At 68.7% G+C, this 6,619-nt stretch carries 5 protein-coding genes; 1 reads left to right on the top strand and 4 read right to left on the bottom strand.

What is annotated here, in order from left to right; all coding sequences use genetic code 11:
- The 4 genes from D6682_06075 to D6682_06060 form a co-directional block, all read right to left on the bottom strand.
- On the bottom strand, positions 1 to 1,836 hold a 1,836-nt coding region (locus tag D6682_06075; protein RMH50847.1), incomplete at its 3' end, for a response regulator.
- Positions 1,837 to 1,854: 18 nt separating this feature from the next.
- Positions 1,855 to 2,235 carry a response regulator gene (locus tag D6682_06070; GenBank protein RMH50846.1) on the bottom strand — a complete coding sequence of 127 codons (381 nt, stop codon included), beginning with the start codon at positions 2,233 to 2,235 and terminating at the stop codon, positions 1,855 to 1,857.
- Positions 2,232 to 5,309, bottom strand: coding sequence for a response regulator (locus D6682_06065; protein RMH50845.1), 3,078 nt, complete (start codon positions 5,307 to 5,309; stop codon positions 2,232 to 2,234). Before D6682_06065 ends, D6682_06070 begins: the two co-directional genes overlap by 4 nt.
- Positions 5,310 to 5,385: 76 nt before the next feature.
- Positions 5,386 to 5,769: a response regulator gene (locus tag D6682_06060; GenBank protein ID RMH50844.1), complete on the bottom strand. Its 384-nt coding sequence runs from the start codon at positions 5,767 to 5,769 to the stop codon at positions 5,386 to 5,388.
- A 312-nt stretch (positions 5,770 to 6,081) separates the two neighbouring features.
- On the opposite strand from D6682_06060, the gene D6682_06055 reads away from it, so the two are divergent.
- Positions 6,082 to 6,495: a nucleotidyltransferase domain-containing protein gene (locus tag D6682_06055; GenBank protein ID RMH50843.1), complete on the top strand. Its 414-nt coding sequence runs from the start codon at positions 6,082 to 6,084 to the stop codon at positions 6,493 to 6,495.
- The last annotated feature ends 124 nt before the right edge of the window (positions 6,496 to 6,619 follow it).

Genomic DNA, 6,619 nt, shown 5'->3' with positions numbered 1-6,619 from the left:
CTTCTCCCGCTCCGGCTTCTCCCGCTCCAACTCGGCCAGCAGTCGGCCGACCAGCGCGTCGAGCCCGGGGGCGAGCGCCCGGCACCGCGCCACATCCCCTCCCCGCGCCGCCAGCTCCATCTCCCGCGCCGCATCGCGCACCCGATCGGCCGCGACGGTGGCCAGAGCCCCCTTCATCTTGTGCGCCGCCCGGGTGATCGCCGGACCATCGCCCGCATCGACCGCTTCCCGCAACACCGCCCGCTGCCGCGGCAGGTCGTCGCGCAGGGTCTGCACCAGCGCGTCGAGCAGCCCGGCATCCCCCTCGTTGCAGGCGAGCGCCCGGGCCCGGTCGAACAACGGCGCCCCCTCCCCCCGTTCCGCATCGCCCCCATCCATCTCCACCACCGCGGCAGGAGGCTCGATCTTCCCCTCCGCCACCAGCCGCCGCAGCAGACCGGCCAGCGCCCGCCGCCGCACCGGCTTGGCCAGAACGCCATCCATCCCCGCCTCGATGCAGCGACGCCCATCCTCGGGAAAGGCGAGCGCGGTCAGCGCCACGATCGGCAGGCGTCCCCTCCCCTCCGCTTCCGCCTCGCGGGCGCGGATGCGGCGCGTCGCCTCCACCCCGTCCATCCGCGGCATGTTGACATCCATCAGGAGTAGATCGAACGGCTCGGCCGCCGAGCGCTCCACCGCCGCCCGCCCGTTGTCGACCAGCACATACCTCATCCCCCAGCGGCCGACGATCTGTCCGATCAGCACCTGATTGGCCGGATCGTCCTCGGCGATCAACACCCGCAGCCCGGCCAGCCCGTCGGGCATCTCCTCCCCCTCCCCATGCTGCTGGTCGCGCTGCGGCGCCGCCTCCGAGCGGGGCAACCGCAGGGTGAAGATGAAGCGGCTCCCCTCCCCCTCCCGGCTGTGGACCTCGATATCGCCCCCCATCCGCCGGGCCAGCTCGCGCGCGATGGTCAACCCCAGCCCGGTGCCGCCGAAGCGGCGGGTGGTCGAGGCGTCCGCCTGGGTGAAGTCCTTGAAGATCATCGCCAGCTTCTCGCGCGGGATGCCGATGCCGGTATCGCGCACCTCGATGCGGCAGCGGGCCTCCTCCACCTCTCCCCGCCGCTCCACGCCGTCGCAGGAGAGGGTCACCTCCACCCTCCCCTCCTCGGTGAACTTGATGGCGTTGCCCAGTAGGTTGACCACCACCTGCCGCACCCGGTCGGGATCGCCCGACAGCCAGCGCGGCACCCCCTCCCCGACACGGCAGCAGAGCTCCAGCCCCTTGCCGCGCGCCGCAACCGCCATCATGGCGCAGGCGCTCTCGACCAACTCCGGCAGATCGAAGGGGCGCGCCTCCAGCTGCAGGGCGCCGGCCTCGATGCGGGAGAGATCGAGGATGTCGTTGATGATGCGCATCAGCCCTTCGCCGGCGTTACGCAGGATGGTCAGATAGCGGCGCTGCTCCTCATCGAGCGGGGTGGACTGGAGCAGCTCGCTCATGCCGAGGATGGCGTTCATCGGGGTGCGGATCTCGTGGCTCATCACCGCGAGGAACTGGCTCTTGGCCCTGCTCGCCTGCTCCAGCTCGTCGCCCCGCTCCCGGTAGGCGATCATCTCCAGATCGGTCGCCTCCAGCATCGACTGGTAGCGCTCCAGCCGGTCGCGGGTCTCGGCCAGCTCGCGGCGGATTCCGGCCAGCGCCTCCGCCTCGCGCCGACCCCACCACAGCGCCACCCCGCCGCCGACCGCCGCGGCCGCCGCCGCCATCCGCGCACCATGGATGAGCAGGTCGCCACCGAGCAGCAGCGCAAGGAGCAGGCCGATCCAGCCGCCGACCGACACCCGCCGCACCGGATCCCCCGCCGCCGACTAGCTCAGATAGCCCGCCACCTCGCTGACGAACGAACGGGTGTTGATCGGCTTGGCCATGTAGCCGTCGAACCCTTCTCCGAGCAACCGCTCGCAATCGCCGTCCATGGCGTTGGCGGTGAGCGCCACCACCGGCACCTCGCAAACCCCCTCCATCCGCCGCAGCCGGTGCAACGTCTCCACGCCGTCGATGCCCGGCATCTGGATGTCGAGCAGGATGATGTCGGGCACGCTGCGGGCCACCGACTCCAAACAGGCCTCGCCCGAATCCACGCTCTCCACCAGCGCACCGTTGGCCTGGAGCAGCGCACCGAACAGCATCAGGTTGTTGGCGTTGTCGTCGACCAGCAACACCCGCTTCCCGGCGATCGCCCCGCTCATGAAACCTTCACCTCACCATTCTCCTTCCACGCCACGCGGTTGCGCCCCTCCTCCTTGGCGCGGCGCACCAGCTGCTGCGCCGTGCTCATCAACGCCTCGGGGGTGGTACCGTCCTCGGGATACTGCACCACGCCGGCACTCACCGTCAGGCCGCTCTCGCCCAGCTTCTCCTCCATCGGGAAGGGGTAGCTCTCGATGGCGTTGCGGAAGCGCAGCGCCGCCCGCACCCCGGCTGACGCCTCGGTGCCGGTGAGCACCGCCGCGAACTCGTCGATGCGGTAGCGGCTGGCCACGTCGGAGGCGCGCGAATCGCGCAGCAGGAACTCGCCGATCTTGTGCAGCGCCGCCTGGGCGTAGGCCTGGCCGGCCAGCTCGCAGAATCCGCTGAAGTTGTCGATGTCGAGCAACACCACGCTGAAGGGCTGCTTGGTCCGCTCGGAACGGGCGATCTCCTGCCCCAGGCGGATCTGCAGGTAGCGATGGTTGAACAACCCGCTGACCGGATCCTGCAGCCCGGCGCGCTGCGGGTAGGTCTGCTCGAAGTGGTGCACCTGCCGGATCAGCTCCTCCTTGCTCAGCCCCTCCTTGCTGACCAGATCCTCCACCTTGCCGGCGAGCTGCATCCGCTCGGCCACGGTCAGCTCCTTGGCCGAGACCACGATCACCGGCGTATCCATCAGCTTGGGGTGCTGCTTGAGCCGCTCGACCACGGTGAAGCCGTCCATCTCCGGCATCATCAGATCGAGCAGGATCACATCGGGCTCGATCGCCTCGGCCATCTCCAGCGCCTGCTGCCCGTTGGCGGCGGTGTGGACGCGATAGCCATCGGCAGAGAGCGCGCCGATGTAGAGCTCGCGGATCTGCGGATCGTCGTCCACCGCCAGGACGTGGATCGTCCGCCCCTGCTGCCGCTTGCGCCCGAGGCCGAGGCTGGCCAGCTTGGCGGCGAGCGCCTTGCGGTCGATCGGCTTGGCGATGTAGTCGGTCGCCCCCAGCGCCACCCCCAGCTCCTGCCCCTCGGCCACCGAGCACATCATCACCGGGATGTCGGCGGTGGCCGGATCGAGCTTGAGCTCCTGCAGCACCTCCCACCCATCCTTGCCCGGCATCATCACGTCGAGCATGATGAGGAAGGGGTGCTCCTCGCGCGCCCGCTCCAGCGCCTCGTAGCCGTTGGAGGCGCGGCAGACGCGATAGCCCGCCTCGGTCAGGTAGAGGGTGGCCAGCTCCTGTGAGCCCTGATCGTCATCGACCACCAGGATCAGCGGCGCATCGGGCGCCACCGGCACCGGCTTGCGCCGATCCTTCACCGTCACCTGCACCGGCCTGGACTCCTGCGCGGTGGCAGGAGCTTTCTGTTGCTTGCGCTCGATGCGGGCGAGCGCCTCCTCTCCATCCCCCTCCTCGATCGGCAGATCGAAATAGAAGCAGCTCCCCTTGCCCGGCTCGCTGGTCACCCCGATGGTGCCGCCGTGCAGCTCGACCAGCCGCCTGGTCAGGGTCAGCCCCAACCCCGTCCCCTCGAAGCGGCGGGCATGGTGGCTCTCCACCTGCTCGAACGGGTTGAAGATGCGCTCGATATCCTTGGCGGCGATACCGATGCCCTGGTCCTCCACCGAGACGTGCAGCATCCGCAACGCCTCCCCGTCGTCACCCACCCCCGGCGCCTCCTCCACCGAGGCACGGACCGTCACCGCCCCCCCCTCGGGGCTGAACTTGATGGCGTTGGAGCAGAGGTTGTAGAGGATCTGCTTGAACTTGGTCCGGTCGATCAGCATGTAGGGGACATCGTCGTCGACCTGGAACTCCAGCTTCACCCCGGCCTTGGTGGCGAAGCCCTGCAACACCCGGCCGACATCCTCGATCACCCGCCGCACGTCGAGCCGGTCGAGGTCGAGCCCCATGCGGCCGGACTCGATCTTGGCCATGTCGAGGATGCCGTTGATCAGTTCGAGCAGGTGATTACCGGAGCTGAGGATGTTCTCCAGATAGGTGCGCTGCTGCTCGTTGATCGGACCGAAGAGCTCGTCGAGCAGCAGCTCGGAGAAACCGTTGATCGAGGTCAGCGGCGTGCGCAACTCGTGCGACATGTTGCTGATGAACTGCGACTTGGCCTGGCTGGCCCGCACCAACTCCTCGTTGGCCATGCGCAGCTCGCGGGTGCGGGCCATGATCCGCTCCTCCAGCTCTTCGTTGAGCCGCTCCATCGCCTCCTTGCTGGCGCGCAGCTCGCGGATCAGCCGCTCCTTCTGGATCGAGTGGGCCGCCTGCCCGGCGAGCAGGGAGAGCAGCCGCAACTGCTCGGCGTCGAAACTGCGCGGCTTGAAGTCGTCGACATAGAGGATGCCGACAGTGGTATCGTCGAGCACCAGCGGGACCGCGACCAGCGAGACCACCCCTTCGCGCTCGAGGATCTCGTTGCGGCTGAAGCCGGCGGCAGGATCGGTGGCGTCCTCCACCGGAAAAGGCTTGCGCGAGTTGAGGATGCGCTCGGTCAGCCCGCCGGGGCGCACCGGCCAGGGAGGCTGGTTGTCGAACGCCTCGCTGAAGCCGCTGGAGACGACCAGCGACAGTTCCTGCCGCTCCCGGTCGTAGAGCGAGACACTGCCGGCGGGCATCTGCGAGAGCGCCATCGCCTCGTGCAGCACCATCTGCAACATCTCGTCGAGATCGTTGCTGGCGTTGAGCCGCTGGGCGAGGCTGTTGAGATGGGCCAGCTCGGCCAGCATCACCTGCACATGCTCGTGCTCGGCCTTGCGCTTCATCAGCTGGTCGTAGAAGAAGCGGGCGGATACCCCCTCGATCAGCTCCGCCCCCTCGGGCAGGCAGCGGCGGAGTCGCTCGGAGAGGGTGCGGCTGCCGGTGACGTTGATCAGGAGGTCGTAGCCGCCATCCAGCTCATCGATCGATGCGCCGGTGGGGATGCCGTACTTGCGCGCCAGCGCCAGCCCCGGCGCCCGTGGATCGGCATCGACGATCCCGACGATCCCGATGTTCCCGTCGCCGCGCAGCACCTCCAGCATGGCACTGCCTCCGCGACCGGCACCAACGATGGCGACCTTCATCTCCACCATCCCGCTCCGAGTCCGTCTGCCCATCCGACTCGCCCCTCCTTCACGCCACCGCTCCCGGAGACGCCGACCACAGCCGCTACACCGCCGGCCGGTGGTGGCGCGCCACCAGCTCGATCAGGCGGGGAATCTGGAACGGCTTGCTCAGATAGTCCACCCCGCCGGCGGCCAGAGCATGCTCCCGCTCCTCCTCCTCGGGCAGCGCGCTGACGAAGATGACCGGAACCCGCTCTCCTCCCGGGAGCGCGCGCAGCTTCTGCAGCGTCTGGTAGCCGCTCATCCCCGGCATGGTGAGATCGAGCAGCACCAGCTCGGGCAGAGCGCCGCCTTCGGCAACCTGCCGGCTGAGCAACTCCACCGCCGCCGAACCGTCGGCGGCGGTGGCCACCTCGTACCCTTCGGCGGTGAGCACCGCCTCCACGATCTCGCGGATGGCGTCGTTGTCGTCCACCTCGAGAATCATCATCCACCACCTCCCCAACGCGGCCGCCGGCGGGGAAGGGGGGCAATGCCGCCCCTCCGCATGGCCGGGCCCGCCGCACCGCCCCGGAGCAGTCCACACACGCTCCGCGCAGAGCACACCCCGCAGCGCCGATTCTTCCGAAATGGAATGGGTTGTTCAAGTCCATCCCCCGGCCCGGGACGGACCGGGAGATATCATGGAAACCGCTTGACAACCCGCTAGATTTCGCGTCATGCATGCCACCCCTCCACCGGAGTCTCCCGCCCCCCCGGGCGGGCAACCCCGCCGTGGCTGCGCGGCGACAGCCCCGACGTGGAGACCACCAACGCCCCGATCGACGATGCCTGCGCCCGCATCCGCCGCATCCTCGACCGCCATCCGACCATCCGGCTGGCGCTGCTCTTTGGCTCGCTGGCCCGGGGAACGGCGCGCCCGGAAAGCGACCTCGACCTGGCCGTGGAGGGGCGACAACCGCTCTCAACCAGTGAAAAGATGGCGCTGATCCGCGATCTGGCCGGTGCATTCGGCCGCCCGGTTGACCTGATCGACCTGACCACCGCCGGAGAACCGCCGCTCGGCCAGATCCTCTCCTGTGGCATCCGGATAGTGGGAAGCAATCGGGACTATGCGCGGCTGATCAGCCGTCATCTGCTGGAACAGGAGGATTTCATGCCCTACCGACAACGCATTATCGAGGCACGGAGGCGGGCATGGATCGGACAGTAATCGAACAGAAGCTGGAATCGCCGCGCCGTTTTGACGACTTCGCAAGAAGTATCAACATCTTACCTAATCGACAGGAGCGGTGACCGTGCAGGCGGCCGACCTCTTCCCGCCCCTGCTCGGGCTG

It is taken from the genome of Zetaproteobacteria bacterium (assembly GCA_003696765.1).
GTDB lineage: Bacteria > Pseudomonadota > Zetaproteobacteria > Mariprofundales > J009 > RFFX01.
The sequence above is the reverse complement of the archived record's forward strand: the minus strand, read 5'-3'. Positions and strand labels throughout refer to the sequence as shown.